We start from the raw sequence: 26,334 nt of genomic DNA, 5'->3' as shown, positions 1-26,334 counted from the left end.
AATGGACGCCGGCAACCTGCTAAAACCCATGCTTGCCCGCGGCGAGTTGCATTGTATAGGTGCAACTACCCTGAATGAGTACCGCAAGTACATCGAGAAGGATGCTGCCCTGGAACGCCGTTTCCTTCCGGTGCTTGTGGAAGAGCCCACTGTCGAGGACACTATTTCGATACTTCGCGGTCTGAAGGAAAAGTATGAGGTACACCACGGCGTGCGCCTGAAAGACTCTGCACTTGTCGCAGCCGCTGTAATGAGCAGCCGTTATATTTCTGACAGGTTCCTGCCTGACAAGGCAATAGACCTTGTGGACGAGGCAGCTGCCAAGAAAAGGACTGCCATCGACAGCAAGCCTGCCGAGCTTGATGAGGCTGACCGCAAGATAATGCAGCTTGAGATCGAGCGTGAGGCGCTTAAGAAGGAAAAGGACGAGGCTTCCAAAGAGAGGCTCGAAGCTCTGGAAAAGGAACTTGCTGATATAAGGGCAGAGTCCGATGCCATGAGAGCCAGATGGGACATGGAAAAGCAGGCAATCTCAAAATTGAATGTTCTTAAGCAGCAGATAGAGGATACCAAGGTGCAGCTTGAGCTTGCCGAGAATGACAGCAATCTTGAGCTTGCATCAAGGCTGAAGTACGGCACTCTTATCCCTCTTCAGAAAGAGTACACGCAGGAAGAGACTCGCCTGAAGGACATGCAGGGTGACATGCTCCTGAGTGAAGAGGTAGGAGAGGAGGATATTGCCGAGGTAGTGAGTCAGTGGACCCGCATACCTATAACACGGCTGATGGAAGGCCAGCGTGAAAAGCTCATGCACTTTGAGGATAACCTGCATAACCGTATCATCGGACAGGGGGAAGCTGTCAAGGCTGTGTCTGATGCAGTAATACGCAACTATGCCGGTATCAAGGATCCGAAGCGTCCAATTGGCAGCTTCATATTCCTGGGGCCTACGGGCGTGGGCAAGACCGAGCTTGTAAAGGCTTTGGCGGCAGAACTGTTCGACGATGAGAACAGCATGATACGCATTGACATGTCGGAGTACATGGAAAAGCACACTGTTGCGCGCCTCATCGGGGCTCCACCCGGGTACATCGGCTATGATGAGGGCGGCCAGCTCACCGAAGCTGTGCGCAGGCGGCCTTACTCTGTGGTGCTGTTCGATGAGATAGAGAAAGCGCATCTGGATGTTTTCAACGTCATGCTGCAGATACTGGACGACGGCAGGCTTACAGACTCTAAGGGGCGTACTGTGGACTTCAAGAATACCCTGATAACGATGACTTCCAATATTTTCGGAGGCGATCTTACTCAGCTGTTGGGTGACAGCAGTGGCACTTACAGGCCTGAGCAGGGTTTTCCGGAACCGCAAAGCAGGAAGGAGGTTGACTATGCCGAGCTGCAGATAAGGGCCATGCAGGAGCTTGGCAAGTATTTCAGGCCGGAGTTCCTCAACCGTATCGATGAGGTTGTTATCTTCCATACGCTCAAGCCCGAAGAACTGGCACAGATAGTTGACATCAAGGTCGCTGACCTGCAGGAACGGTTGAAGGAGAAGCGTATAACCCTTAACATCACAGAAGATGCAAAGCTCTATCTTGGTCGGGCAGGTTACAGCCAAACCTTTGGAGCAAGACCTCTTAAGCGTGTCATACAGAACGAGGTCGAGACAAAGATCGCCAAACTCATAGTTGCAGGTAAGGTGCCTGAGGGCTCGACAGTGACAGTGAATTCCGATGGTAAGGGTATATCGGTAAGTGTCATTGAAGCTGCAGGATAAGAATGGTTCCGGAGCAGAAGAGCATCGTTAAGAAGACTAAGGGATGGAGGGAGGATGACTCCATCCTGCTCTTGTTTAAGTCTTAAACCCTGACTGTATTACAGCCCCAATGCCATCCTGATAAGGACTATCAAGCCGACAAAGAGGTTAAGGACGACAAGTCCACCTACTACCGTGGCGCCTATCTTTATCATGTTTGTATTCAGTTTTGAACCCGAATCAAGGAGTGAAAGGGCTTTCTGTACTGATTCCATGGTTTCATTTGCTTTTGTAATTGCCTCTTTTGATTCTGTCAGGTTTTCATTGAGATTGTCAAGTAACAGGTCTATCCTTGGTTGTTCTTCTGTCCTGACCGTCCGCAACACAGCGTTCAATTCTTCAAGCGTACCTGGCACGCCGGTGTTGAGATTGTCAAGCAGTGCGTCGATACGTGGCTGCTCTTCTGTCCTGACAACCTGGAGCACACCATGTAGTTCCTCTAGTGTTCTGGGGACCTCTGCGTTGAGGTTATCAAGTAATATGTCTATGCGTGGCTGCTCTTCCGTTCTTACGCGTTTCAGAACCTCGTGGAGTTCTTCAAGTGTCCCGGGGATAACGCCGGGAACCTCTACCCATTTATTTGCCAGTTTCTCATATTTTTTATCCAGCTTCTGGGCCTGCCTGGCGTAGAACGCCTTCTGCGCCTTCATGGAATCATAGTTGCGCTGATAGCCATCGAACTTGGTACTAAGGGATGCGGATATCCTGGCGCCGTGTGGCTGCATTGAGGAATGCATGTAGGTATTGGAGTTGGACGCTGCAGTCCCTGTTGCGACAGCTGCGGCCGCGGAAAGGGCTCTTAGGCTTACGCTGGCATCCTTCGCTGTAAGGGTATCTCCTTCTTCAAATGCGCTTACAATAGCACTATCGGCCCTGACAGCCGCGATGAGACTGTCTTTACCGGCAGCAGATCTTATGCCCGATCCTGCAGTTGAGCCTGATACTCTATCAACTTTGACGATATTTCCGGCTTCCCTAATGACACCTGTTTCTAATGTGGCATCTTTCCCGATGATGGTGCCTGCATTTATGGAATCGTCCCGGACTGTTCTGATGGCCACTGCTTCATCTTTTATATTTACCACCGTGGTCATGTCGTCCTTTACGTTAACGACGCTGGCTTCGTCTTTTATGTTAATGACATTGGTTATATCATCTTTGATGTTTCCTGCATTGATGAGTTCATCCTTGATATGTTCCTGATTGATGGTGCTGTCGATGACGTTACCAATATTCATAACACTGTCAAGAATATCTGATTCATAGATGTTCTCTTTTGGGACCCTGATAGAGTCTATCTCTATCTGGAATACATTTTCCGGGTGGACGCGGATCACATCCGCCATTCTGGATGTGAGAATATCCTTTCTTGTCAGCAGTTTGTTATAATATTGTTTGTCGACCATAAGGGCTTCAAGCTTGTTTTTGAGAGACTCGCTCTGCTCAGTGACCGGAATCGATACTTTCGTTGTGGTCACAAAGAGCTTTTTTATCTCACGGAGTATCTCCTCGCTAACTTCAAAGTTATCATCCAGGGAAGCCAGGATATCTTCGATCATGGGCTGCTCTATAGTGTTGAAACGCTCGAGTGATTCTTTTGCGTTGTATATGCCGGTTGTCAGCACCCCTGGCTCCTGATAGAATATGTTCTGTATCTCCTTATTGACTGCTGCAAGCCTGGCAAGAAGCTGGAACTGTTTGATCACCAAGTCCATGTTCGATACAATGTCCCAGAAGTTGAAGCTGAAACTTGAAGGGTTGCTGACTCCAAGAGCCTTAAGTTCGTTCTCTACCTTCGTTTTTTCCTGCTTTAGGGCATTAAGCCTTGATTTCTCTTCGTCCCACAGGTCTGCCTCGCTTCGTGGTGTCAGCCTGTTGATAGTCAGGAGCTCTTCCGCTTCTTTCAGAGTGGATATTAGCTGCTCTCCTAATGTCTCGATCGTTGAACCGATGACTGCAATTGCAAGTCCTGCTTCTTCTGCGGCATCGCCTGCAGATTCTACTGCATTGCCTGCCTGATAGGCAGCTTTTCCTATGGTATATAATCCACCTGTCGCAATACCTGCAACAACATCAAACCATCCCATGTTTTTTCCTCCGTTGAATGTTTTATAATGGTTGTTGAATGTGCTGTTAATATTTTATTAACTTCTAAAAATATAAACCTGCCTATTTTTAAAATAATTGATAATTTGAGGAAGATGGTTTACTGCCTTTCCAGAAAGGTTTTTATAGACTGATATCACAGTTGTGGATGTTTTTCACACATCCCTATTAAAAATCTGTCTGGATAATTTCTACATGGAGATCGAACAAAATGGAACTTAAAGAAATTAACAAATTTGGACGTGAGCTTAAAGAGATATTAAACCTGAAGACCTCTCCTGTCGCAGTCGGGCTTGCTGCTGATGAGAACGACATTCCTCAAGGCATGGAAAAGATTGGTGAATCAACCAGGCATTGCCAGATGGTAGACAATGTAAGGAGAACTGGCTCTGCATTCTATACTACTCTGGATGACCATCAGTGTAAGGGTGGGGCTGCTGTCATGGGCATGAGCGAAATGGGGGAGAAGCTGAAGAACGGCGAGTTCTACTTCCACCTTAACCACTTTGGCAACATTGAAGCTGCGAGAAAGACCATGGAAAAAGTGCCTTATGTAACACCATTTTCTGTCAAGTCCATCATGTACGCTCCATTGGAACAGGCAACATTCATACCGGACATTGTAGTCATAGTCACGACTCCCCGGCATGTTATGGAACTGTCCCAGGCTTTACTTCATACAAGCGGCGGAAGGATCCACTCTAGTTTTGCAGGTAAACAGAGTCTGTGCGGTGATGGTGTTGCACTTCCATATACTACAGGAGAAGTAGGTGTGACGGTAGGTTGCAGTGGGAGCCGTAAGTATACGCAGATCGTGGATGAAGAAATGATTATTAGCATTCCTGTTGCCAGATTGCCTGAACTGGTCAGTGCTGCCGGTTCAATGTTCAATTAAAAATATAATATCCAACTTTATTCCGGATGAAGCAGGTATATAATTCTGCTTGTCTTTTTTCGATTTTGATATCCTGCTTCTGTCAAGGATGTCCTTTACTATCCACGTTTATGGATCCCAGAGCTCCGCATTTAGAAAAATAGATAAATGTGACAGTCAATGTGTAAATACTGGTAAATGGAGGACTTTATAGAAAACATGATTAGGATGTATGTGAATTCTGTGTTCTGCGCATTTAAATTGCGCACATTGGTTGTGATATTTTGTGCTTTATATATGGAGGAATAATAAAATGAATAATGCTGAAATATCTGAAAAACTTGTCAAAATTCTTGGCCTTAAATACGAACCTGTGGCTGTCAAATTAATAAAGAAGGACGAGAATATTCCGGAAGGATTCGAAAAGCCGGAGAGCAACATAAGGCATTGCCAGTCCATTATGAGGGCAAGGAAAGGAGAATCATTTTTACTCCCCGCCGACAAGCATGCATGTGTAGTGGGTGCATCAAGCTTGGGCATGGTATCAACACCTGCCAAAGTAAAAGAAGGGGAGTTCCATGCAAACATAGGTATGTTTGACTGTGCAGATGCTGCGGCAAATATGATCATGCAACGTTCCGAGCTTAAAGAGGGTAGTGTAATCGCTACGGTTGTAGGGCCTCTTAAGGGATTCGGGTTCGAACCTGATGTAGTAATCCTGGTGGATCTTCCCGAGACACTTTACTGGCTGGTCCCAGCAGCTACATTCTTCGAAGGGGGTAGGCAGGCTTTCAGCACAGCTGCTTTCCAGGCTACGTGTGTGGATTCTACGATCATCCCTTTGCTTACGGGTAAATTGAACATGAGCCTCGGATGTTTCGGATGCCGCAGGACCACAGACATCAGGAATGATGAAATGATTGCAGGGATACCTTATGCTAATATGGAGAAAATGCTGGAGGCTCTGGAAAAGCTATACTCAGGCCCCATGCAAAAAGTGAGGAACAAATGATTTTCTTTTTTTGCTTAAAAGTTTGCCCTGATTTAATATAAGATTCCCAATACTTACCAAGGTTGTTTCTTTTTCACCCTATAGAGGGCATATACATATAATTTATGGATAATTTATTTATATGTCATCTATGATAGAGAACATATTGTTAAAAGGCTTGATCTGCAGATTCAGTATCTGGTTACAAAAGCAATACTCTCCAAAAGCCTGAAGTTGCAAATTCTCCAGGGTAATGTGTATATAGAGTTCAAATGGGTATCTCGGTAGCATACAGACCAGTTGTGAATGCAACGCAAAGTCCCAGGAAACAAAAATACCCATGGAAGCATGGCCTTTTCCTTTCTTGTAAGTAAAGTGGGTTATTTAGGGAAGTCTGATTGGCTGGTTTCGCAGCGGTTCATTATGGAACGATGGCGGTAAAGAAATGAAATCAAGAATAATCTATGGTCCCATTCTTTCAAGAAGATTGGGGAGATCCCTGGGGATTGATGTCATCCGTAATCCCGGCGCAAAGAAGAATTGCAATTTCGATTGTGTCTATTGCCAGCTTGGGCATGTGGATTAAGATATCAGGCCAGGGGAGGATAGAGGGTCTGGTGGCTCCTGAGGAGGTTGTTGAAGGCATAAGATCCTATCATAAGAATATCGAAGATCTTGACTATATTACTTTTTCCGGTACGTGTGAGCCCACATTGAATCCGGGACTTGGGGAAATGATCAGGGGAATAAGGACAATCAGTAAGCATCCAGTCTGCGTATTGACCAATTCTTCCCGGGTGTCATCGGAGGATGTTAGATTAAACCTTGCCGAGGCAGATCTTGTGATAGCTACCCTTGTATCTGGTTATGAAGAGACCTTCAAGGCGATCAACAGGCCTGCTGCAGGTATAGGACTCGAGAGTATCATAAACGGCTTAAAGGCTATAATGTGTATGAAAGAACGCCCTAGGCTTGGTATTGAAGTGATGCTTCTCGATTCTTCAGCAGGTTATCCGGTGAACAGCACGGACGGGGAAATAGCGAGGTTGATAGAGGTTCTTAAAATAATCGACCCCGATGAGATTGAAATACTCACTGTCAGCAGGCCCCCTGCAGAGGACTTTGTAATTCCTGTACCGGAGATGAGACTCAAGGAGATAGCACGCCGATTTGATGAGGAGTTTGGAAGGGACCGGGTAAAACTGGTTTTAAAAGGTCTCGAAAGAAAACGTTCAAGCATGAAGCATATCAATGTTGAAGAAGAAGTATATGACCTTGTCCTCAGACGACCCTGCACTTTTAAGCAGATATGTGCATCTATTGGGATTGAAAATGAGGAACTTACTCCTATCATTGAAGAACTGTTATCTTCCAACAGTATAGTTTGTGTGGAATCAGAAAGTGGACATTATTACCGGGCAGTCTGAGCTGGACTCATCATTATAAGTGGCAATGACTACTGTTATAGGGAAGTCTGTTGGAAGCTCTCTTCCGTACCCTCAACAAGCTTGATTGGTACTTGGTTTTTATTGCTGCTCTTTTTACCTATGGTTCTTATTCTTTTTACTTTTTTCAAACTTGGCATATATTCAAATATTGTTACAGTGTGATTTTTATTCTAATGTAAAGTAATCAGTATCTATTAGCTTGTAATATATTTAGATAATTGCTTTTCCGGTTGTTCAAATTGAGGCCTATGCAAAGATTACTCATGTGTCTTGTTTTTTCATATATGTTTTTCATTTTTAGAATTCATCTGATAGCGATAATTAGTGCAAGATGAGTATGTGTTCTTTTAATACTAATTTGGTATAATACCAAAAACTTACATAAACTTATATATTATGAACAGTTAGTATTCTGTATATCTCTATTGTGGAGGATTTCAGATGGATGCGATTGTGATTGGTGGCTTCTTAGGTAGCGGAAAGACAACGACTGTGATCAATGTAGGTAAATCTCTGGCTGAGAGAGGTCATAGTGTAGCGATAATAGTTAACGAGGTAGGCGAGGTTGGAATTGATGGTGATGTCATCTCCAAATATGGGCTGGATACCAAGGAGATAACTAACGGCTGTATCTGCTGCACGCTCAAGCTTAATATGAAAGCCACGCTGACAGAACTTCGTAACTCGTATAATCCCGATTTCATTATAGTGGAGCCTTCAGGAATCGCTTTTCCAAATGTAATAAAACAGAATCTTGAACTGATGAACTTCGGAGAATCTATAAAAGTGGCTCCTCTTGTAACTCTTATAGACGGAAGTCGTTTCAAGGATATAATGAAGTCCGTAAAGAACTATGCTGTAAGGCAGATAGAAGATGCAGAGATCCTTGTGATCAATAAAGTGGACCTGATAGACCCTATCCGTGTCCCTATACTTGAAGAATCAGTGCAGCAGTTAAATCGCAAGGCTAAAGTCCTGAAGATGTCCTCGAAAAAGGAAGATGAAGGTTTCTATGAGATGATGAATCTGATAGCTCCTTCTGCAATAATTAAGGACGCGCCTGATCGCACTCATGCAGACGCTACTGCAACTCCTGCAAATTCATTTTCATCCGAAATTGCACTTCCTGTGTTAAATTCTCCGGGAGGGCACACCCACTACGACAGCCGCTCTTCAGGGCTCGCATCCTATGCCAACGATTACAGGATACTGGAAGAGGATATTGGTAGCGAAAAAGCAATATCAATAGCAATGGACATTGCAGCAGCAGTAAAATCTGCAATAATGCAGACTAGTCCGGAGTTTGTAGGTCACATCAAGATGTTCCTGGAGTCTCCCCGCGAGACTGTAAAGATAAGTATAACTTCCTATGCCGAGGATCCTGTGCTTGATATTATAAGGACGGCATCAGGAAATGCCCCTCGTTTCAAGATATTGACTGCAGTATCGGGTATGGGGGAAGACGGGCTTATCAAACTGGTCGATGAGAGTGTCAAGACTGTTTTTAGCAGAAACAACATGCTCTCCCAACGGTTGCATGGGCCGCAAGATCATGATCACGACCATGATTACCACGACAACCACGACCACGATGAAAATCATGATCATCATCACGAACATCCCCACAAACTTCCCCAGGAGCAGGAAGTGCTGGATGACATCTATGATCACGATCTGGTAAATTCCGATAGTGAAGGTACTTGCCATCTGTAAGTCCTTCTTCTACCTCCTTTTTTCGATATCTCCAGGTTACTAAGTAAAGATAATACAGACTTATAGGGTGCATCTTCATGAAAATATTCCTCCTTAGCGGTTTTCTGGGCAGCGGTAAGACAACTTCCGTTATTAAGATTGGCAGATATTTCAAAAACAAGGGCTATAGTGTATCTGTGCTTGTCAATGATGTCGGTGACGTGGGTGTGGACGGAAAGGTCATAAGCGAGAACGGGCTGGAATCCAAGGAGATGCCAAGAGGGTGCATTTGCTGTACCCTGCGGTATGCTCTTGAGGCAAACATTGCCCTGGTTCAGGCACAGTACGACCCTGACATTCTTCTGATAGAGCCTACTGGTGTGGCCTTTCCCCAAAGGATCAAAGAGCAGATCGAGAAAATGGATTTTGGGCCTGAAGTAAGCATGGGCTCTATCATCTCTATCCTTGACGGCAGCAAGTTCGATGTGATCATGAAACACTCCAAGGATTCCATTGTGAAACAGACCAAAGATGCGGGTATTATCCTGCTGAACAAGAAGGACCTGATAGAGCCGGAGAAACTCTCTGGCATAACTGCCACTATTAAGGAAATGAACCCGGATGCACGGCTTTTTTCATTGTCACTGAAAGAGGAAGATGGATTGTTCCTGAACCTGATGGATATACTGGAAGCTGAATTACAGGATGTAGTGCCCTACTTAAGGGTTAAAAATGGCAAAGCGCAGGATTCTTTTGATACCTCCTCAGGAGGTTCATGTGCAGTTGGTGGGGATGATGATTTCGATCATTTCAATGTAAGCAGTTATGCCGAATCATACGACATAAACAGCTCTCTGGATAAGGAAGCTGCTACAAACCTTGCCTTGGACGTGATGCGTTCCATCAAGAGCGGCGTGATAAGGCTGAACCCTGCGTTCCTGGGCCATCTTAAAATGTTCCTGCAGACTGAAGCAGTATCATTGAGGGTAAGTGTGACATCTTTCAGGGACGATCCCGAAGTGGAACTTATCAGCACCAATGGCGCAGAGAAAAGTAAATTCACTGTATTTGCTGCAGTCACTGATATCGCACGGGACGACCTTGCAGATATCGTAGAAGGCTCGGTATTTGCCAAGTCGGGCGGGCTTGGCATAAGCGCCTAGCTTTCATCAATTCAAGAAGAAGCTGTGTGAGAACACAGCTTTAAAGGACTTCCTGTGCTCTCTTGAAGATGAGCTCTGCAATTAGTTCGTCACTTCCAAGGGGCTTTCCATATACTATTGCTACATCCTTTCCATCGAGTTTGACTTTTCCCTGCTTGGTTTCAGGGTCCAGTTTAAGGATCTCCGGGATATCCTTGGTTATGTGCACGCCGGATGCAAGGAACACCGGGACTGCAGCTATTTTTGTCACGCCGGTGCCTGAAAAGGATAATAAGGCCTCTTCAACGGAAGGTGTGCTCATTTCCATAAAACCGGACTTGACAATATACTCAGGATGCTTTTTTGCTATCATGTCAGCGATCTCAGAAACTACCTGGTTGTTGTAAGGCAGCCTGCTGCCATGGCCTATTGTTAGGATTCCCATCTTTTCAGTCATTTTATCACCTAATTTCAAACAAGTAATATAAAGTAAATAAAAAGTGCTACCAAAAGCGACTTTACTTTATATTGATTCAATATAACTCTTTTGCTTTTGAGAGTAACTGTCTGATATTTCCAAGGCAAACCCTCATTCAATAACAATCCTCTGCTCACTGCTATACACATACATGTTCGGCCTTCGTACAAAAGCCACCAGCGTGATCCCCGCCTTCTTCGCAAGCTCCACAGCCTCACGTACAGTGGCACCCTTGCTTGCAACAAGGGGAAATCCTGCATTTATCGCCTTGGAAATCATTGTGGATGCAAGCCTGCCGGTGGTCACCAGGGAGCACTTGGAGAGGTCAGTGCCATTCATCAGGGCCTTGCCCACAACCTTATCCACGGAGCATGCCCTTCCCACGTCCTCGCAGAAGAAAAGCACCTCTCCTTTGTTATTACAGACCATGGACGTGTGCGCTCCTCCGGTCCTGTGCCAGGCTTTCCCTTTTTCCTTGAGTTGCTCCACGGAATTGAAGATGGCTTCTTTGCTGAAGCTGACATCGGAGACGATAAAGGGGGTAGAGTCTTTGCGGTAGGAAGTGGTTCCGCATCTCTGTTGATGTGTCAGGGTTGCAAGTTCTTCTGTATCGATATCTATCTCACAGAAGATGGAGTCTGATGTTACTCTTATGGGTTCTGCGTTTGTACAGGGCCTGATGAAACCCTCACAGACCAGAAATCCCAGAGCAAGCTCTTCCAGTTCCACGGGGCTTGCAAAAAAAGTAGTTATGTGGGTCATATTGACAAAAAGGTCAAACCTTTCCTCAACAATGACATCCACATCTAAGTATTGCTTGCACTTGTCAGTGATCTCCAGGCATTTCATGGGGACATAAAAAGAAGAGGAAAAATCTTCCTCATCCGCGGAAGCCTTCACGGGTCTTCCTGTTCCCATGTGAACACCTTTTTCACTTAGCTGCTTCCTTTTTTGCCTTTATCTTCTCAAAGAGCATCTTGAGTGTTTCTTCGTTGCTCTTTGTTTCAGGGAACGGGGATTCTGTGAACGGCTCGAAGTGAACCGGCACGTTGTCCAGCCTGTAGAAAGTACCGTCACATTCCATGGCGTCAATAACGCCGGGCAGGACCACGTCTGCTGCAGTTGTTGTGGGGCATGGTGCGATATCCATGCAGACCATGGGTATGTTAGCCAGATATTTTGCGCTGTCTGCAGGTATGTGGTTGACAAGGTCTGCGCACATCACAAATGCAGCATCGACGTCCTTCTCCCTGAGCAGGTCCACCATTGTCGTCTCTCCGGGGTTGTACCTTGGGTATCCCTTTGTGAAATCGATACCGAAGGGGTAACCGTAGAGATAGGATGCAAGCTGGTTGAATCCTGCCACGTTACAGTGGCCTCTCAACGCACCAAGGTTACACTTGGTGTAGTTGTTGAGTTCCTTGACCATGTTCAGGGCGATCTCGATATTCCTGTGTTTTCCGTATGATGAAGAAACACCAAGTCCTACGAAGATACCGACATACTTTGCCTCTTTCATCATCTCAACGGTCTGTTTCATCACAGCGATCGGGATCCCTGTTATCTCTTCGACCGAGTGGTGTGGTTCCTTTCCGTTGAGGATCGTGAACATAGCGCTCAGGAGTTCGTAGTCACTGTTTGGGTTAAGCTGTATGTGCATATCCGAAGCTGCAGCAGTTGGCGTGACCCTTGGGTCGACCGTGACAATTGTCCTGTCGAACCTTCCTCTCTTTGTCCAGTATCCTCTGGGGAATACACCGTACCTTGACATGTGTCTTGGCATGGATTCGAGTGCATTCACTCCCCAGTAGATGATAACATCGGCCCTGTTCTTTGCCTGACCTGCAGTGGCTCCCACACAGCCCGCTTCCTGGATGCCCATGACTGTCGGTCCGTGGCAGATGGTTGCATTTGAGTCTGCCATTCCGCCAAGATATTCGGCGATGTGCAGTCCCACTTCCTGGGCTTCGCAGGATGTTTCGCTTCCAAGGAAGAAGAGTGGCTTCTTTGCATTGACCAGGATATCTGCTGCTTTATCAAGTGCTTCCTCCCAGCTTGCTTCCTTTACCTTGCCGTTCTCTCTGACAGTGGGCTTCATTATCCTGTGTGAGCTCACGACTTCCTGGAACTTGGCGTTACCCATCTTACATGCGTTCTGGACGTCTATCTTTCCGTCCTTGAATTCCACCTGGATATCGTCACATGAGCCTCCGCAGACGGGGCAGATAATGTTCTTATAGACCATTTTATTCGCCTCCCATGTACAGCTTCAGGACAACTTCCTCGGCGCTGAGTACCTCTTCATCTGTAGGTGCAATCGTGACAGGACTTCCCTTGTAAAGCGGGGAGCCGGTCGAGAAGGTGCCTGGCTCTACCACGATGTTGGCCCAGATGGACCTTGGGATGAACACATGACCGCATCTTACAGACTCTGTCACTTTTGTGTAGACTGCAATGGAGTGCCCACCATCCCTGGTTGTAACCTTCACTTTCTCAGGGCGCCCGAGTGCTTCATGATCCCGAGCACACATCCAGCAGACTGCGCATTCCTTTGTGTAGGCGGCAGAATACTTGTCGCCTCCCTTGGCAAGCCTGCCTTCTTCTATAGTACTTCCTGTATTGAGTAATGCTTGCATGAAAATCAACTCACAGATCCTCGTTGTTCTGCGCGGATACGTACAGCACGCCCTTTCCCTTCTGCGGAATGGCGTAATCCCCTGCGAACTTCTTGTATTTCCCTGGACATTCGATGTCATTGAACTTGAGGTCCGATTCCACTGCTGTCTGCATGAATCCCGGGGTGAACTTGTCGATGGTGCCTCCTATAACGAGCGTGCCACCGGTCATCTCTGCTCCCACGGTCCTGATGGCATTGCCCTTTACAGCGATAAGGCCGCCGTTTATACGGGTGCCGCAGAAATTATCGACATTGCCGCCAACGATGATCTCTCCTCCGCTCATGCCGCCGCCTACCTGGTTACCTGCGTTGCCATCAATAACGATGCGCCCGCCGGTCATACCACGCCAGCTTCCGCGGTATGCGGATCCTACATGGTCCAGTGCGTTCCCTGTAATGTGCAGGAGACCTCCTTTCATTTCCATTCCAGGCCATGAGTCGGTGTTTCCTTCTACAAGGATCTCGCCGCCAATCATAGCGGTTCCTGTGTGCATACCGGTTGAACCCTTTACCCGGATCTTGCCAGCAGTCATACCTTCTCCTATGCGCTTTACTCTGATGACATCTCCGTCGATGACGATGGTAGTGTCCTGTGCGGAGCTTCCTCCATTACCCCTGACCTCAAAAAAGTCTGAGATCGGGAATTGCTTCGGACCCTGCCATACAAGTAACTTTCCTATATCTTGCGCGCTCTTTCCGGCAAAGTTGTCGGGTGTGACCACTTCTGCCTCTACTGTCAGGTCGAAGTTACCTGTCGGTTTAAGAATTACTTCTGCCATTGGATTCACACCTCTGCATCTATCTTGATGGGGGTCGGGTTTGCAAGGTACTTCTCAGGTGTCGGGTAGTTGCTGAAACCTATTGTATAGTACTTGAACCAGTTCTTAACGTCATCTATCATTTTCTTTTCTTCTTCAGCATTCACTGTTATGTCGGTGTAGTACGTCTTCTTCTCAGGGATTGCTACTATCTCTCCCTTCTGGCACACTACTTCTCCTCCCTTTACAGTATATGCTGCATTCTCAAAGGCCCTGATAATGCTCTCATAATCGCTGACCTCAAGTTTTGCAGGGTTGATGTCGTAAATGGCTACATCCCCATCAGCTCCGATGCCGAGGGAACCCTTGCTGTGTGAAAGGCCTATGGTCCTTGCAGCGTTTGCACGGGTGACTATAGCTATCTCGTTGAGTGTCATTTCCCTGGTCTCGCTAGCCAGGCCTGCCCTGTCATTTGCCCACTTGTGGCACTCGTTCAGGGTATCCTGTCTTGCCTTGTTGGACATGAGCCAGGCGATGACCTGCGGGTACTTTATGAATGGTCCGCCGTTGGGGCTGTCGGTAGTCATGATACTCTTCCATGCATCCTTGACGTAGAGCAGTACCTCAAGGCCCATTGCCCATTGTACGCTGTGTACAGGATTGCTCTTAAGGTAGGTGAAAGGCAGTACTCCTGAGCCGCACTCACACTCGACATCAGTGTTGGACCACTTGTTGCCGGTAAGCACATAAAGGTCATGGATTGCAGGCCCGTCACCGGTCATCACTGTGGCGTCACCGAATGGGACACAGCCGCTGTCCATTACGACATGTTCATGGCTGTTGACGTAGTCAGTGATTCCCTTAACACCGGACTCGAAGTCTCTCCAGGATGTTCCGCCGAAAGCGTTGAACTGGCAGTGCGTAAGGTACACGGATTCGTGTCTTTTTGGATTTACCTTTGTCTCAGCCCACTCAACATTGGGGTCTTTGGGTTTGGCTTTTATACTCTTTGGTATCTTGAGGGAGTCCCTTGTGATCTCCCAGCAGCCAGGGTGCCCGAGGTTGTTTGCATGCAGGTGTAAAGGCATTGAGAAGCCCAGCATTTCATTCAGTTCTGTAAGACCCTTGATGATATCTTCAGGTGTGACCTCAAAGTGAATGTTCGCCTGGTCAAGGGAATTAACATTCTCGCCCCATCCCCAGTTCTCAACACCGGCAGGGTTGACACACTTTATACCATAGGTCTTGTGGGTCCTCATCATCCAGGCAATGTAAGCTGCAGCCTTTTCGATGTCCCCTTCTTTCAGGTATCTCATCAGGAACCAGTTGTTGCCCAGTACCAGATATCCACCCATGTCGATCATAGGGGTGGAGCGCATTTCCTCATGGGTGTGACGGGCTTCCATCGGAGGGACAGCTGCCTCAAAGACAGTTGTATATCCCATCTTGGAATACTCGTATCCTCCAAGGTATACAGAAGGAACACTGTACCCGCATCCGGAGTGCGTAAGTGGTGTCTTCTTCTGGTAGAACTTGTAGTGGTCCTCCGGCCTCATCATCCTGCCGACGTTGACCTTGGCACCTGCTACGTGTGAGTGGGAATCGACTCCGCCGGGCATTACTGTCTTGCCGGATGCATCGATCTCCTTGGCATCCTTGAGCTCGGCTGCGGAGAGTTCTGTTACGACCTTCCCGTTCCTGATATAAATGTCCATTCTGTCCCCTTTGATCTCATTGAGGGGATCGAAGACATGACCGTTTTTGATTGCTATAGTTCCAGCCATTTTATACCTCCCTTACTACTAATTTAATTGCATCGACCGGGCATATCATAGCGCAGGCACCGCAGGAGCCGCAGAGTTCCTGATCGACCACATTGACAACACCGTTCCTTATCTCAAGAAGCTTCTTGCTGTCAACCTCATTAAGGTAGCCGGCACCGACGTCCGCATCAGTTGCGTTAACAGGACAGACGATGACACAGTTACCGCATCCCAGGCAGGCTCCTTCATCCGTAACAAGTTCTGATGTAAGTGTCGGCCTTGGTGCTTCCTTGTTGAGCAGTTTCTTCTCAAGGAGGGCCTTCTTCTCAACTTCAGGAACGATGGCTGTCTTTATCACTGTAATTGCATTGACGGGGCAGGCTACATCACAGGCGCCACAATAGATACATACGTCCGGGCGCTGCGCAACCTTATCAACTCTCTCGCCGGCCTCCCATTCAGGATTGAAGAGTGCATTGCACGGGCAGGTATCCACACAGGTCCTGCATGCAGTACATGTAGCCTCGTCCCTGTGCCAGGTACCCTCGAATGGTTTCTCAACGGTGATAGCATCTACAGGACATACCTCCATGCACCATCCACAGTGGACACAGCACTCATTATCGATTTGTGTCTCTCCCTCAACACGTGCGCTGCCATCATCTGCTAGCCATTGCTTTACTTCAATGCAGGCCTGCGGGCAGATCTGCTCACAGTGGCCACAATGCACACACTTTTCTTCGTCTACAGTTGTCTCTTTGAGTGCCACGCTAATGTAGCTCTTGTCATTTACCGCTTTGCCGGCCTGTCTCAGTTCAAGTGCGCCTGTCGGGCAAGTCTTGGCACATATCCCGCACAAAATGCAGAGTTCTGATCTGTTTTCCAGGAAATCCTTGTCTATAAGCCCTCTGGCGACAGCTCCAACTGAACCTATTACCAATGAACCTTTAGGACATGCCATTGCGCACGTTCCACAACCAATACATTTTTCGGGAATGTATACGAGTTGCTTGTCGTCTTTTACTCCAAACACTAATTCGCTCATCTCATTTTCTCCGTAATCCTGCCTTTTGACTCCACATGCTTTGTAAGGTTGTTTCGGTTGGTGGACACAAAGCCTCAAAATTCATGGCAGAGTCCAATATATGCGTCCACTGGAAATTCCCATAATCAAGCACAACTTATTGCGTTTGTGGCATGAATACGCCATTTTCAGGGTAAGCCGGGATCTTCTCAAACAGTGTTAAAGAAAGATACTGGTTTACCTGTGTAATATTCATCTTCGATTACCATGTCGATAATTCACAATCCCGGAAGCCTTTGGGCTCCTGGAATTGTAAATATAGTAACACCTATTTGTTATAAAAGTATCGTTTGCATCTGCGACTGATCCGGGGGTGATATGATCAATTACGCCAGTATTATTTTATATTTATTCGGTATTTATTTGATATTTATTTTATACTGGACTTAGACTTCCTTATATAAATTTGAGATGAAAAGTCCACGATGATTATTTATACTACTTCTAACCCCCTTTCTTATGGGGTAGTCATGGGCTACAAGCAGGATCCAAACGTGGTGCACATGGCATACATGATTTCTTATATTCCGGACATGATCAGTTTGCATCTGCATCTTCCAGGAAAAGTGCTTGCCCCGATAGCCTCACTTATGAAAAATACAGGAGTAATGATATATGCCATTATTAAGTATAATAGGCTGCGAATTATTCAAAAAAGAGATTGCGCAAGTCCTTCTAAAAGATGGCGCAATAAAAAATCTTGTTATTGTGAACGGGGCAGATGCTGACTTTGAAAAAACGTTCGAGGGTGCAGGAACCAGAGTTCAGGCAGTATCTGCTGATTCAATCCCGATCCCACTCACAAAGAGTGAAGGATTCAATGTGATCCTAGCTATACAGAGCGTTTCTCTTAATGAGAAGAGTTGCAAACTTAACAGGGAGATATATGAAAAGATCCGTTTCTATGGTAATATCTCTGATGGTATCCTTCTTCTTTACGGGTACGGTGACGATGAACTAGAGTCTATGTTGTCTGGTTTTAACCGTTCCAGGTTCAGCTTCATGTATGCTGGGGATTGCACGGACAAAGCAGGTAACAGGGATATTGATCAGGAAGTCATGTCGGTCTATGAAAAACTATATTTGGATATGAGGGCGGAATTGGGTCTGGTCGACCGGCTGGCTTAACTCTGAAAAAAATTAATAAAGGAGCCTTTTCGGCCTATTCTTTATTATTCAATTACATTCATGTCCTTTCCGCAACAGTTCAATATTATGCTGCAGCCCTCAGGACATCCTTTGCATTCATCGACGACCTCTAAAGTGATTCCGCACTCCTCACATTTTACTCTTTGTCCCTTAGTCAGGACATTACACGACTTGACAGAAGATGCCAATTATCCACTCCTCCTTTACATTACTAGAGCTTTTACATTGCTCTAAGTAAGAGTTTTTGCCCATGATAAATAAAGGTATCCTGTTGTGTCCATCTTTTTCTGCACTCAGTTACTTAAAATACAACATCTAAATATAACATTTAAATATGATAGATACTATTAGGGGTGCATGTTAGGAATGAAGAGCGGAACTTTTCCCATGGCAGGTGTGTTCTCCCATGAGCTGTGAAGGAAAAGCATATTCACTTGGTGCAGGAACGGTCATCAATGCAATTGCGACCTGGAAGGGTGCAGCTTTTGGCATTGACCTGAAGACCTTTGCCCACGTGGAGCTCTCTCATAACACCGATCACATAAAGGGAAGTATCGACGGGATGCCGGACGGTGATACCGCTCTTATCGAAAAATGTGTCAGTTATGTACTGGATCACTTCGGGCTTAAGATGGGCGGTATTGTCAGGACCAGCAGTGAAGTACCTCTTGCAAGGGGGCTCAAAAGCAGTAGTGCAGCAGCCAATGCAGCAGTGTTGGCAACGCTGGATGCCATCGGGGAGGAAATGGAACCTCTTGAGGCTGTAAGGCTTGGGGTCAGGGCTGCAAAGGATGCCGGCGTTACCATCACAGGCGCCTTTGATGATGCATGTGCCTCCTTTTTCGGGGGTTTTGTTGTTACTGACAATCACAGAACCGAACTTATCAAAAGGGAAGAACGAGAGGCAGATGTACTCATCTTCGCGCCCGACAAGAAATCTTTCAGCTCCGGTACAAACGTTGAACGATCAAAACTGATAGCTCCCTGGGTGGATATCGCTTACGGTCTTACTCTCGAAGGAGAATACGAAAGGGCCATGACCCTCAATGGTTTCTTATACTGCAGTGCGCTGGGTTTTGATACTGAGCCCTTGATGCGTGCACTGGAGGCAGGTGTCAGGGGTGTAACACTTTCCGGCACAGGTCCGTCTTATGTTGCTCTTGTTGATAAGACATCATCAAATATTCTAATGGATGCGTGGATAGAATGCGGGATAAGCGGCAACGTGATAAGTACAAAAATCAATAATAGTGGTGCAAGTAAATTCCAGATGGTGAAGTAAATGACAGCAATCACAGAGGTACGTGAGGAAATAGCATTGATTGACCGTGAGATAGTTGAACTTATCCATCGAAGGGTCGCTCTTGCAGAAAAAGTCCTGAGGACTAAGCAGAAGGAAGGTATCCAGATCAATGACGGTGCCCAGAACCGGGTAGTACTGGAAAGAGCTACCGATGCTGCCACTGAACGCAATCTTGATACATCATCCATAAAAGAGATATTCCAAATTCTTATATGTATGAATATAGAACGCCAGCATGAACTAAGTGGTGAAGGAAATCTTCCTTAGGAGTTATTCATGGTAGACATAGCAGTACTAATGGGATCTGAATCAGACAGAGCCATCGCCCACAGGGTAAGCAATGTGCTTGACAACAGCAAATATAACTATGATGTGCAGGTCATATCCGCTCATCGTAATCCTGTCGAGCTTGAAGAATATATTGCTCAGAGCGACGCAAAGGTCTTCATCGCTATAGCAGGACTCTCTGCAGCTTTGCCTGGTGTCATTGCTTCCAAAACCAAGAAGCCGGTAATAGGGGTTCCGGTTAGCGCAAAGATGATGGGCCTTGATGCATTGCTCTCAATAGCCCAGATGCCTCCGGGAGTTCCTGTGGCCAGCGTGGGTGTTGACAACGGTGCCAACGCAGCTCATCTTGCTATAAGGATACTGGACCTTATTCCTTAGTCCAGCCTGTTTATTTCAAAAAGACAACACTCATCGCCATTCCCCATCGTCTCAACGACATCAACTTCCAGGTCATCTCCCTTCATGTTTGCGACCCTTGAGAATATCCCTCTTGAGATTGTGCACAGGATGGGGTTTGATCTGGCTTCCTCTCTGCCCCATGGGCAGAGATTGCCTTTTATTGTGCAGTTCTTGTTGTCCTCGCGAGTATCGACCTCAAAGTTAGCTCCGAGCTGGTTTATTATCTGGCAGCAGAGCTCTCCTACTGTTTCATAGCCTGCCAAATCGTTCTCCGGAGCAGTGTTCTCCAGAATGGCATCTACTACCATATCGATCATCTGGTGAATGACAATGCCCTTTTGTTCAGGTGGCAGTGTTCTCAGAAGTGTGGGAATGATCTGTGTAAGTACTGAACGTATACGGTTCTGAAGGTCAAGCTTGTTCTTTTCGGCCAGCAGGTCAGCATGAAGGTTCTTTATCCTTAACAGGGAATGTATCCTCGTCTGGAGTTCGAGCTTGTTGACGGGCTTTGTCAGGAACTCATCGGCTCCCGCTTCGATACCGTTGATCCAGTCATTCCTTCCTGAAAGTGCTGTGACCATTATAACAGGTATGAATTGTGTTGCAGGATCAAGTTTCAGCTTTTCACATACCTGATACCCGTTTATATCGGGCATCATAACATCAAGCAGGATAATATCTGGCCGCTGGTTTTTAACCATTTCCAGCGCTAAATGGCCGTTGTCTGCGGAAATAACTTCGTATGTGTCTTCTAAATAAGCCCGGAGTAGTTCTATATTCATTATCTCGTCGTCAACAATGAGTATTTTTGTCTTCTGCTCGCTGGAAATATCAACAACTCCTTAACAATGTGGTATCGAATAAACCTTATATATCTATATATTTTAATTTATATATCTATTTATTATGGAGCAAAATACCTAAAGTTCCACTAGTTTGCTTTTAGAACCTTTCAGCTTAATTCCTGCAGGAGTTATATCAAAAATGCTTACATCAAGAGTGATCTTAGTACTGCGCATTTTGGGTATGCTGAGGAAACGCTCGTTATTGCCTGTGTATGGGTTCTCTTTGACGAACAATTTGACCGCTCCGTAGGTGGAATAGTCTGCAATCTTGTGTGTCATCTCATAGGCAGCTTCATCCATGATGTAGAGCGTACTGGTTTTTTGTTTTGCCAGCAGGCGGTTAAGGGTATCGAACTTATCCCTGAACTCCTTGGCACTCAGCCCAAATGCCAGAACTCCCAGATTATCAATGACAGCAACATCTGTACCCTCCGGAATAAGCCTTACAAGGTCGATAATATCTATTTCTTCAATATTGAAATCAGCCCTGTCAAGTTTGAAATGCCTGTCAAGGCCGGTTTCTTCAATGATATCTATTTCCTCATCGCTGTAATCTTCCAACAGTTGTGCATCACGTGCAATCCCTCTTGTCCTCAGTTCAACGACGGGTTTTATCTGAAGAAGTCCCTTCTCTATAAATGACTCCAGACCAAGTCCTAACATTGCGGCTTGCCCCAGCAGGTCCTCTGGTGTTTCTTCAGTCGCAACCATGATACATTTATTTCCGTCCATACAGGATTTATTCAGAAAATGAAGTCCAAAGATGGTTTTACCTGCTCCCGGAGCACCTGTAACAAGTATCCCTTTACCTTTGGGGTATCCACCCCCTATCTTTTTATCCAGGTTCTCTATCCCAGTTGGCATTCTGTCCATTTGTACCACTTTATTATATGCTATTCATATTTATAATTATTTTGTAATAATAAGTAGGTATCTTATAAATAAGTAGTGCTGGCACTTCTCTTTGGCCTATCTGCAAACAAAAGAGTGATATTATTATGTTATTTGTTTATTCGTACTATTTTTTCGAAGACCATTTGCCTTGTAAAGGTGTTGACATGAATTTTTTCGTAGCACGATGAATAAATATGGCAGGGCGGTGGCTACCCGGGAATCAAGAATATCTTTTGATTCTATGTAATGTATAAACCTCCCGCAGACAGTTACAGATATAAAGCCAGAGACTAATATTTCATTGGTATAATATACACTAGTAAAGCCCTTTTATGCAGTAGAGGGGCTTTTATGGATTTTTCTGACCATCAAGATGGTCTGGAAATTAATTAAAAATGGCAGGGGGATTTAAATGAACTTAGACCTTACGATAAAGATTGGTGGAGCTGCAGGCCAGGGATTGGACACTATTGGCAGTGTGCTTTCCAAGAGCCTCCTCAATAGCGGATTCTATGTTTTCAGTACACAGTATTATCTTTCAAGGATAAGGGGAGGTCACAACACATTCCAGATACGGATCAGTGACTCCGAGCTTGCAGCAATGGATGAGGGCGTCGACATACTTATCGCTCTTGACCGGACTTCCATCGACAGGCATCTTAGTGAAATGTCAGACGGGGTCGTGATAGTTGACAGGGATGTAGTTGAACTGGACAAAGAGCATGATTCTATATTTCATGTTCCCATGCTGAAAATAGCAAAGGATGTGGGCGGCAACAAGATATATGCTAATACCGTTGCTGCTGGCGCAGCCATTGGGATGCTGTGCCTGAGCCCTGATTCTCTTAATGAAGTACTCACATCGATCTTTAAGAAAAAAGGTCAGGAGATAATTGATAACAATCTTAAGGTAGCTAAGGCCGGTTATGATTATGTGAGGGAGAACTATCCACATGGGTGCAAATTCAATGTATCCCTGCCGGAGGCACAGGAGAAAAGGATGCTCATTGCAGGCAATGAAGCCGCAGGTCTCGGGGCACTTGCTGCCGGCGTGCAGTTCCTGTCAGCATACCCGATGACACCTTCCACAGGCGTGCTCAATTATGTTGCAAGTCATGCCGGCGAGTTTGGCGTGGTAGTTGAACAGGCCGAGGATGAGATAGCAGCGCTCAATATGGCGCTTGGTGCTTCCTTTACCGGTGCACGCTCCATGGTCACTACAGCCGGGGGCGGGTTCTGCCTGATGGTCGAGGCCCTTGGACTTGCCGGGATAACCGAGACCCCGGTGGTCATCTTCCTGGCGCAGCGCCCCGGACCTGCAACCGGCCTTCCTACAATGACCGAACAGGGCGACCTGCTGTTTGCATTGCATGCCGCACAGGGAGAGTTCCCCAGATGCATCCTTGCACCGGGTACTCCTGATGAGTGTTTTTACATGATGGCAGAAGCATTCAATATTGCAGAAAAGTATCAGATTCCTGTTTTTGTCATGAGCGACCAGTACCTTGCTGATTCTTTGTTCACATGCAAGCGATTCGATACTTCTAAGATCACTGTTGAGAGACACCTGCTGTCTGACCAGGAACTGCGGACCAAACACGGAGATTACAGGCGCTATAAGTTCACTCCTGGGGGCATCTCTCCAAGGGCGCTTCCCGGCCAGGAAGGGATACTTGTGTGCGCTGATAGTGATGAACATGATGAGTTCGGGCACATAGACGAGAGCCAGCAGAACCGGATTAGGATGATGGATAAGAGAATGAAGAAACTTGAGTTGCTGGCTACCGAAATGAAGCCTCCTAAGATATATGGCTCACGTGATGCGAAACTTACTCTGATTGGCTGGGGTTCCACTTACGGACCGCTGGCTGAGGCGGTTGACATTCTTACTAAGGAGGGTCATTCTGCTAATCTGGTGCATTTCAACTATATCTACCCAATGCCTGCAGAGAGCATACATAAGGCACTGGCAAAGTCAAAGAAGAAGATATGTGTAGAGAATAATTATACCGGCCAGCTTGCAAGGCTGCTCCGGACAGAGGCAGGTATCGAAATGTCTGATAAGATCCTGAGGTATGACGGTCTTCCCTTCACTCCTGCGTCCATAATTGCAGCCCTTCGGGAAAAGGGGGTGATATGAATGGTGAGCGTAGAGGACTACGGGGATTATGAAACCGCATGGTGCCCTGGCTGTGGTGATTTCAATATACTGAAGGCTCTTAAGGCTGCTCTTGCAAACCTTGGGAAATCTCCTTCCGAGGTGTTGATGGTTTCAGGTATCGGTCAGGCAGGCAAGCTTCCCCAGTACCTGAACTGCAACTTCTTCAATGGGCTTCACGGTCGCACCCTTCCGCCAGCTACTGCGGCAAAGCTTTCAAACCATGAGCTGACCGTGCTTGCTGTTGCAGGAGACGGGGATTGTTACGGGGAAGGAGGCAACCATCTGATCCATGCTATCAGGAGAAACCCTGACATCACTATACTTGTGCACGACAACCAGATATACGGCCTCACCAAAGGGCAGGCCTCTCCGACCAGTGAGCGTGGCATGGTTTCCAAGATACAGAGGGAAGGCGTTTTCAATAACCCCTTAAACCCGATAGCACTTGCTATCTCTCAGGAATGCTCTTTTGTGAGCAGGGGGTATGCAGGAGATGTATCACACCTTACGGAATTGCTCATCAAGGCCATCCGGCACAGGGGACTTTCGCTTGTGGAAGTCCTGCAGCCCTGTGTCACCTTCAACAAGCTGAACACTTTCAAATGGTACTCGAACAGGGTTTATAAAATGGAAGAGGGTGAGTATCCTCTTAATGACCGGGTGAAAGCCTTTGAAAGATCCCTTGAATGGGGCGAAAGGATACCTCTTGGCATATTCTATGTGAACGAAAGACCTGTCCTGGAAGACAATCACGAGGTTCTCAAGGAGGCTCCTCTTATCAGGCATAAGCCGCAGACAGAAAAAGTGAACGGACTGATTGACGGCTTTATGTGACCGTCAATTTTTCTATTTTTTATGTAAGTTGTGCATACTTGCTTTGACGACGACAAGTTCTTCAAAGGGACATCTCGCACTGGCCACTATATCGGTCTGGAAACCCTGCCCTTCCATTTCTTTCCTTACCTCGCCTATGCCTGTCAGGGACGAAATAAGCAACATGACTGTCCCTCCGGGTGCAAGGTAACTGCAAGCTTTGTTCAAGAACGACCCAATTGCGTCACGGCCATCAATACCTCCGTCAAAAGCGTAGTTCAGCCACCCGGGCACCTTTTCCTCTTCAGATGTGGGAAGGTATGGAGGATTGAAGATAATAATATCAAAGATATTTCCCTTGCGTAGTCCGGCAAACATGTCTGTCCTGATGACCTCTATGCCGTTGGAACGTGCGCATGAGGCTGCATGAGGGTTGATCTCGGTTGCAATGAGGTTGACATTCCTGTTTGCCCTGAGGACAGCGGATACAAAGCCTGTGCCTGTACCAATCTCAAGGACCCGGGAGCCATCCTTTGTGTGCTCGACTGCTGCATCGGCAAGCAAAAAAGAATCTTCTGCCGGATCATATGAATTCTCATCCAGCTTTATCGTTGCGTTCCTGTAGCTGATAGTGGCCATGCTATCCCTGTTGCCTGCGTCTGTAAAGCAGGTTTGCAAGATGTGCAAGCTCTTCCGGTTCCAGGTTCTCCGGCCTTTTGTCAAGCATTTCTGTTGGAAGCTTGCCGATGAAATCTTTTATGTCATCGATTCCAAGAAGCTGTTTGCTCCTTATTATTGAGTTGCGGATCTTCTTGCGTCTCTGGCCGAAGACAGCTGTAACGAAGTCAAGGTAATATTTCCTGTCATCAACTTTAAAGGGTGATGGTCTGGGCTTAACTCTTACGACTGCAGAGAGCACTTCCGGAGGCGGTGAAAAAGCGCCGCGCGGAATCTCCATGATTATGGATGTATCTGCAAAATAATATGTGTTGACCGATAGCCTGCTATAATCCCCTGAGTTTGCATGGGCTACCATCCTTTGTGCGAATTCGTACTGGTACATAAGGATCCCCAGTTCGAACTCATGTCTGAAGAGCTTGAAGGTTATCTCCGATGAGATGGAATAGGGAAGGTTAGAAACTACTTTATCAAAAGGCGGGAATTCAACTTCAAGAACATCTCCCGCAATGATCTCAAGTTTGCCGTTCTCTCCAAAGCGGTCCAGAAGCACATCCACAAGAACCGGATCTCGCTCGATTGCAATAACTTTCCCGGCGCGCTTCATGAGACGTTCAGTAAGGTTGCCTATCCCGGCCCCTATCTCCAGTATGGTTTCATGGGGCTGGATATCTGCAGCATCGACTATCCTGTCGAGTATACGCTCGTCCACAAGGAAATGCTGGTCGTGGTCACCGCCACGTATACCATATTTCCTGAGAATATTGTGGACCAAGAAAAGAACACCTTGCTTATTCTTTTGGACGTTTGGGAGGTATGGTGAACAGCCTGTACTTAATGTTCTCATCCCTAAGTTCTTCAATTATCCTGTTGGATATGACTTTCTGGGGTGAGTGCACTCCTCCGACTCTGGTGTGGAGGTCCTCAAGGCTCTTGAACACGCCTTTTTTCCTTTCGTCTATTATAGCCCACATA

Annotated in this window: 26 protein-coding genes; 12 read left to right on the top strand and 14 right to left on the bottom strand. The window is 46.5% G+C overall.

Annotated features, from left to right (window positions below; all coding sequences use genetic code 11):
• The coding region (locus Q8J68_RS12205; RefSeq protein ID WP_305311790.1) for an ATP-dependent Clp protease ATP-binding subunit at positions 1-1,777 on the top strand (1,777 nt) is incomplete at its 5' end.
• Between the two features lie 98 nt (positions 1,778-1,875).
• Here the strand turns inward: Q8J68_RS12205 and Q8J68_RS12200 are convergent.
• Entirely contained in the window at positions 1,876-3,903 is a 2,028-nt protein-coding gene (locus Q8J68_RS12200) for a hypothetical protein (protein ID WP_305311789.1), read from the bottom strand.
• Positions 3,904-4,133: 230 nt separating this feature from the next.
• Here Q8J68_RS12200 and Q8J68_RS12195 point away from each other — a divergent pair, with 230 nt between their 5' ends.
• The 5 genes from Q8J68_RS12195 (at position 4,134) to Q8J68_RS12175 (ending at position 10,090) form a co-directional block, all read left to right on the top strand.
• The gene (locus Q8J68_RS12195) at positions 4,134-4,817 is read left to right on the top strand and encodes a DUF169 domain-containing protein (protein WP_305311788.1); all 684 of its coding nucleotides are present in this window, start codon (positions 4,134-4,136) and stop codon (positions 4,815-4,817) included.
• Between the two features lie 292 nt (positions 4,818-5,109).
• A complete protein-coding gene (locus Q8J68_RS12190; protein ID WP_305311787.1) occupies positions 5,110-5,808 on the top strand; it encodes a DUF169 domain-containing protein in 699 nt (232 codons plus the stop codon).
• Between the two features lie 488 nt (positions 5,809-6,296).
• On the top strand, positions 6,297-7,214 hold the full coding sequence (locus Q8J68_RS12185) for a radical SAM protein (RefSeq protein ID WP_305311786.1): 918 nt from the start codon (positions 6,297-6,299) through the stop codon (positions 7,212-7,214).
• 462 nt (positions 7,215-7,676) lie between these two features.
• Complete coding sequence (locus Q8J68_RS12180; RefSeq protein WP_305311785.1) at positions 7,677-8,948, top strand: GTP-binding protein; 1,272 nt, start codon at positions 7,677-7,679, stop codon at positions 8,946-8,948.
• A 77-nt stretch (positions 8,949-9,025) separates the two neighbouring features.
• Complete coding sequence (locus tag Q8J68_RS12175) at positions 9,026-10,090, top strand: GTP-binding protein (RefSeq protein WP_305311784.1); 1,065 nt, start codon at positions 9,026-9,028, stop codon at positions 10,088-10,090.
• A gap of 40 nt (positions 10,091-10,130) precedes the next feature.
• Here Q8J68_RS12175 and cfbA read toward each other — a convergent pair whose 3' ends face one another.
• The 7 genes from cfbA to Q8J68_RS12140 form a co-directional block, all read right to left on the bottom strand.
• Positions 10,131-10,526: a sirohydrochlorin nickelochelatase gene (gene cfbA, locus Q8J68_RS12170; RefSeq protein ID WP_305311783.1), complete on the bottom strand. Its 396-nt coding sequence runs from the start codon at positions 10,524-10,526 to the stop codon at positions 10,131-10,133.
• Between the two features lie 132 nt (positions 10,527-10,658).
• Positions 10,659-11,465: a formate dehydrogenase accessory sulfurtransferase FdhD gene (fdhD, locus tag Q8J68_RS12165; RefSeq protein WP_305311782.1), complete on the bottom strand. Its 807-nt coding sequence runs from the start codon at positions 11,463-11,465 to the stop codon at positions 10,659-10,661.
• Between the two features lie 13 nt (positions 11,466-11,478).
• The gene (locus Q8J68_RS12160) at positions 11,479-12,792 is read right to left on the bottom strand and encodes a formylmethanofuran dehydrogenase subunit B (protein ID WP_305311781.1); all 1,314 of its coding nucleotides are present in this window, start codon (positions 12,790-12,792) and stop codon (positions 11,479-11,481) included.
• 1 nt (position 12,793) lies between these two features.
• Entirely contained in the window at positions 12,794-13,183 is a 390-nt protein-coding gene (locus Q8J68_RS12155; protein WP_305311780.1) for a molybdopterin dinucleotide binding domain-containing protein, read from the bottom strand.
• 10 nt (positions 13,184-13,193) lie between these two features.
• Positions 13,194-14,003 (bottom strand): formylmethanofuran dehydrogenase subunit C, encoded by an 810-nt coding sequence (locus Q8J68_RS12150; RefSeq protein WP_305311779.1) that lies wholly within the window; start codon positions 14,001-14,003, stop codon positions 13,194-13,196.
• 5 nt (positions 14,004-14,008) lie between these two features.
• Positions 14,009-15,766: a formylmethanofuran dehydrogenase subunit A gene (locus tag Q8J68_RS12145; RefSeq protein ID WP_305311778.1), complete on the bottom strand. Its 1,758-nt coding sequence runs from the start codon at positions 15,764-15,766 to the stop codon at positions 14,009-14,011.
• A 1-nt stretch (position 15,767) separates the two neighbouring features.
• Positions 15,768-16,790 carry a 4Fe-4S binding protein gene (locus Q8J68_RS12140; RefSeq protein WP_305311777.1) on the bottom strand — a complete coding sequence of 341 codons (1,023 nt, stop codon included), beginning with the start codon at positions 16,788-16,790 and terminating at the stop codon, positions 15,768-15,770.
• A gap of 654 nt (positions 16,791-17,444) precedes the next feature.
• Here Q8J68_RS12140 and Q8J68_RS12135 point away from each other — a divergent pair.
• Entirely contained in the window at positions 17,445-17,957 is a 513-nt protein-coding gene (locus Q8J68_RS12135; RefSeq protein ID WP_305311776.1) for a hypothetical protein, read from the top strand.
• A gap of 44 nt (positions 17,958-18,001) precedes the next feature.
• Here Q8J68_RS12135 and Q8J68_RS12130 read toward each other — a convergent pair whose 3' ends face one another.
• Positions 18,002-18,166: a hypothetical protein gene (locus Q8J68_RS12130; protein WP_305311775.1), complete on the bottom strand. Its 165-nt coding sequence runs from the start codon at positions 18,164-18,166 to the stop codon at positions 18,002-18,004.
• 218 nt (positions 18,167-18,384) lie between these two features.
• Here Q8J68_RS12130 and Q8J68_RS12125 point away from each other — a divergent pair, with 218 nt between their 5' ends.
• Genes Q8J68_RS12125 through Q8J68_RS12115 form a run of 3 tightly spaced genes read left to right on the top strand, consistent with a single transcriptional unit; the run spans position 18,385 to position 19,947 of the window.
• Entirely contained in the window at positions 18,385-19,260 is an 876-nt protein-coding gene (locus tag Q8J68_RS12125; RefSeq protein ID WP_305311774.1) for a shikimate kinase, read from the top strand.
• Positions 19,261-19,548, top strand: coding sequence for a chorismate mutase (locus tag Q8J68_RS12120; RefSeq protein ID WP_305311773.1), 288 nt, complete (start codon positions 19,261-19,263; stop codon positions 19,546-19,548).
• Positions 19,549-19,557: 9 nt separating this feature from the next.
• A complete protein-coding gene (locus Q8J68_RS12115; RefSeq protein ID WP_015054670.1) occupies positions 19,558-19,947 on the top strand; it encodes an AIR carboxylase family protein in 390 nt (129 codons plus the stop codon).
• On the opposite strand, the gene Q8J68_RS12110 is transcribed toward Q8J68_RS12115, so the two are convergent.
• Both Q8J68_RS12110 and Q8J68_RS12105 read right to left on the bottom strand, forming a co-directional pair.
• On the bottom strand, positions 19,944-20,768 hold the full coding sequence (locus tag Q8J68_RS12110; RefSeq protein ID WP_305311792.1) for a methanogen output domain 1-containing protein: 825 nt from the start codon (positions 20,766-20,768) through the stop codon (positions 19,944-19,946). The genes Q8J68_RS12115 and Q8J68_RS12110 overlap by 4 nt on opposite strands.
• Positions 20,769-20,888: 120 nt before the next feature.
• A complete protein-coding gene (locus Q8J68_RS12105; protein WP_370867641.1) occupies positions 20,889-21,686 on the bottom strand; it encodes an ATPase domain-containing protein in 798 nt (265 codons plus the stop codon).
• A gap of 433 nt (positions 21,687-22,119) precedes the next feature.
• On the opposite strand from Q8J68_RS12105, the gene Q8J68_RS12100 reads away from it, so the two are divergent.
• Entirely contained in the window at positions 22,120-23,847 is a 1,728-nt protein-coding gene (locus Q8J68_RS12100; RefSeq protein ID WP_305311772.1) for a 2-oxoacid:acceptor oxidoreductase subunit alpha, read from the top strand.
• Entirely contained in the window at positions 23,848-24,702 is an 855-nt protein-coding gene (locus Q8J68_RS12095) for a 2-oxoacid:ferredoxin oxidoreductase subunit beta (RefSeq protein WP_305311771.1), read from the top strand.
• Between the two features lie 12 nt (positions 24,703-24,714).
• On the opposite strand, the gene Q8J68_RS12090 is transcribed toward Q8J68_RS12095, so the two are convergent.
• The 3 genes from Q8J68_RS12090 to Q8J68_RS12080 all read right to left on the bottom strand — a co-directional run.
• Entirely contained in the window at positions 24,715-25,320 is a 606-nt protein-coding gene (locus tag Q8J68_RS12090; protein ID WP_305311770.1) for a HemK2/MTQ2 family protein methyltransferase, read from the bottom strand.
• Between the two features lies 1 nt (position 25,321).
• A complete protein-coding gene (gene rsmA, locus Q8J68_RS12085; protein WP_305311769.1) occupies positions 25,322-26,134 on the bottom strand; it encodes a 16S rRNA (adenine(1518)-N(6)/adenine(1519)-N(6))-dimethyltransferase RsmA in 813 nt (270 codons plus the stop codon).
• A gap of 16 nt (positions 26,135-26,150) precedes the next feature.
• The coding region (locus Q8J68_RS12080) for a DUF655 domain-containing protein (RefSeq protein ID WP_305311768.1) at positions 26,151-26,334 on the bottom strand (184 nt) is incomplete at its 5' end.

This window comes from Methanolobus sp. (assembly GCF_030682845.1).
Taxonomy (GTDB): Archaea; Halobacteriota; Methanosarcinia; order Methanosarcinales; family Methanosarcinaceae; genus Methanolobus.
This window is presented reverse-complemented; position numbering and strand designations above follow the sequence as displayed.

Bases quoted from the DNA above. Each gene is read 5' to 3' on its own strand.
- Q8J68_RS12200 (WP_305311789.1), bottom strand. From the start codon at position 3,903: ATGGGATGGTTTGATGTTGTTGCAGGTATTGCGACAGGTGGATTATAT.
- Q8J68_RS12195 (WP_305311788.1), top strand. From the start codon at position 4,134: ATGGAACTTAAAGAAATTAACAAATTTGGACGTGAGCTTAAAGAGATA.
- Q8J68_RS12190 (WP_305311787.1), top strand. From the start codon at position 5,110: ATGAATAATGCTGAAATATCTGAAAAACTTGTCAAAATTCTTGGCCTT.
- Q8J68_RS12185 (WP_305311786.1), top strand. From the start codon at position 6,297: ATGTCATCCGTAATCCCGGCGCAAAGAAGAATTGCAATTTCGATTGTG.
- Q8J68_RS12180 (WP_305311785.1), top strand. From the start codon at position 7,677: ATGGATGCGATTGTGATTGGTGGCTTCTTAGGTAGCGGAAAGACAACG.
- Q8J68_RS12175 (WP_305311784.1), top strand. From the start codon at position 9,026: ATGAAAATATTCCTCCTTAGCGGTTTTCTGGGCAGCGGTAAGACAACT.
- cfbA (WP_305311783.1), bottom strand. From the start codon at position 10,526: ATGACTGAAAAGATGGGAATCCTAACAATAGGCCATGGCAGCAGGCTG.
- fdhD (WP_305311782.1), bottom strand. From the start codon at position 11,465: ATGGGAACAGGAAGACCCGTGAAGGCTTCCGCGGATGAGGAAGATTTT.
- Q8J68_RS12160 (WP_305311781.1), bottom strand. From the start codon at position 12,792: ATGGTCTATAAGAACATTATCTGCCCCGTCTGCGGAGGCTCATGTGAC.
- Q8J68_RS12155 (WP_305311780.1), bottom strand. From the start codon at position 13,183: ATGCAAGCATTACTCAATACAGGAAGTACTATAGAAGAAGGCAGGCTT.
- Q8J68_RS12150 (WP_305311779.1), bottom strand. From the start codon at position 14,003: ATGGCAGAAGTAATTCTTAAACCGACAGGTAACTTCGACCTGACAGTA.
- Q8J68_RS12145 (WP_305311778.1), bottom strand. From the start codon at position 15,766: ATGGCTGGAACTATAGCAATCAAAAACGGTCATGTCTTCGATCCCCTC.
- Q8J68_RS12140 (WP_305311777.1), bottom strand. From the start codon at position 16,790: ATGAGCGAATTAGTGTTTGGAGTAAAAGACGACAAGCAACTCGTATAC.
- Q8J68_RS12135 (WP_305311776.1), top strand. From the start codon at position 17,445: ATGCCATTATTAAGTATAATAGGCTGCGAATTATTCAAAAAAGAGATT.
- Q8J68_RS12125 (WP_305311774.1), top strand. From the start codon at position 18,385: ATGAGCTGTGAAGGAAAAGCATATTCACTTGGTGCAGGAACGGTCATC.
- Q8J68_RS12120 (WP_305311773.1), top strand. From the start codon at position 19,261: ATGACAGCAATCACAGAGGTACGTGAGGAAATAGCATTGATTGACCGT.
- Q8J68_RS12115 (WP_015054670.1), top strand. From the start codon at position 19,558: ATGGTAGACATAGCAGTACTAATGGGATCTGAATCAGACAGAGCCATC.
- Q8J68_RS12105 (WP_370867641.1), bottom strand. From the start codon at position 21,686: ATGGACAGAATGCCAACTGGGATAGAGAACCTGGATAAAAAGATAGGG.
- Q8J68_RS12100 (WP_305311772.1), top strand. From the start codon at position 22,120: ATGAACTTAGACCTTACGATAAAGATTGGTGGAGCTGCAGGCCAGGGA.
- Q8J68_RS12095 (WP_305311771.1), top strand. From the start codon at position 23,848: ATGGTGAGCGTAGAGGACTACGGGGATTATGAAACCGCATGGTGCCCT.
- Q8J68_RS12090 (WP_305311770.1), bottom strand. From the start codon at position 25,320: ATGGCCACTATCAGCTACAGGAACGCAACGATAAAGCTGGATGAGAAT.